The sequence below is a fragment of the Bacillus sp. AFS001701 genome (assembly GCF_002559405.1).
Lineage (GTDB): Bacteria > Bacillota > Bacilli > Bacillales > Bacillaceae_G > Gottfriedia.
Map to the genome: position 1 here is coordinate 1 of NZ_NTZO01000630.1, position 1,297 is coordinate 1,297.

At 31.1% G+C, this 1,297-nt stretch carries 2 protein-coding genes; both read right to left on the reverse strand.

Features of this window, described 5'->3' with window-relative positions; all coding sequences use genetic code 11:
• Positions 1–22: 22 nt before the first annotated feature.
• Positions 23–328: an AzlD domain-containing protein gene (locus CN514_RS24205; RefSeq protein ID WP_098234750.1), complete on the reverse strand. Its 306-nt coding sequence runs from the start codon at positions 326–328 to the stop codon at positions 23–25.
• Positions 325–1,065, reverse strand: a complete 741-nt coding sequence (locus CN514_RS24210; RefSeq protein ID WP_098234751.1) for an AzlC family ABC transporter permease — start codon at positions 1,063–1,065, stop codon at positions 325–327. The genes CN514_RS24205 and CN514_RS24210 overlap by 4 nt, the downstream gene beginning before the upstream one ends.
• Between the last annotated feature and the right edge of the window lie 232 nt (positions 1,066–1,297).

Here is a 1,297-nt window from a genome sequence, read left to right on the forward strand (position 1 = left end):
GCCTATGAATATAGAAAAATTACTAAATAAAATAAAGCTTCATCACTAAAACTGTTCCGATTGCTCCAAAAACAACGAAAATGATATGTAATCTAAGTAATGATAAGATAATTGCAACTAATCCACCAATCAAGCCGACGCTCATATTTCCTTTTTGAACACTTAATATTCCAGGGAAAATTAATGCTCCCAATGCAGCATATGGAACTCCTTTTAACCAAGAGGATACCCAATTTGGAAATTGAATCCGATCAACAATAAATACCGGAATTATTCGGGGAATCATTGTCACTAAGCACATACCTAAAACAAGTACAAAGACAATCATTCTTTGTGATCTCCTTTCATTAAAACAATTGCAAATAAACTAGCAAGGATGGAAGACAAAATTAATGACCAGCCTTGACTTAAAAAAGATGAAAGGATGAAATTTAATAGCATACTCACTAATACGATTAAACATGCTTTCCAATTTGTACGAATGGCTGGGGTTAATAAACCGATAAACATAGCGTATAAAGATATTCCCATGCTTTCGCTAATTATCTTTGGAATAAGTTTTGAAAAAACTACTCCTAAAATAGTACCGCTTATCCAAGTACAATAAGCAATTGTATGTAATGTAATCAGATAAATGGACGAATAACTAGCTGAACTGCCTTTTTTACCTAAAGTAGTTACAGCGAAATTTTCATCAGTTAGTGTGATAGATAAGTAGACTCTATGCCAAAATGGTAGAGTTTTAAATTGATGATTAAATGATAGGCTCATAACAAAGTTTCTAAAATTTAAAATAAATGTAGCGATATAGATTTGGAAAAAACTCACACCTGCCAAATACATCGATAAACCCATAAACTGACTGGCACCTGCATAAACTAGCACACTAAATGAAAGAGTATTTAGCACATTAATGTCAGCTTGCTTTGCAATTAATCCGAATGTAAAAGCAACAGGCAAATAGCCAATAATTAAAGGAACAGACGCTAAAAATCCTTCCTTCATTTCCTTACTACGATTCGCTTTAGGATCTGTAGTTTTTGATTGTTGCAAAACAGTAGACATATTAAGTTATAAACTCCCTTCAATTAAAGTAACCTTTAGTAAGATAGAACAATAAAGTGTTCTATAGTTGAGATGGCAGATATATAAAATGTTTTCAGACACTTTATAATTTCGTATTTATACTTGTTTAGTGTTTGGAAAACGATTGGCCATCAAAGATTGTCATAAGATTATACTATGAAATTAAGAAAATTTTTATAATACCAAAAATTTAATTTGTTTAATATTTGGG

Excerpts from the sequence above, each read along its gene's own strand:
- CN514_RS24205 (WP_098234750.1), bottom strand. The coding sequence starts at position 328 with ATGATTGTCTTTGTACTTGTTTTAGGTATGTGCTTAGTGACAATGATT.
- CN514_RS24210 (WP_098234751.1), bottom strand. The coding sequence starts at position 1,065 with ATGTCTACTGTTTTGCAACAATCAAAAACTACAGATCCTAAAGCGAAT.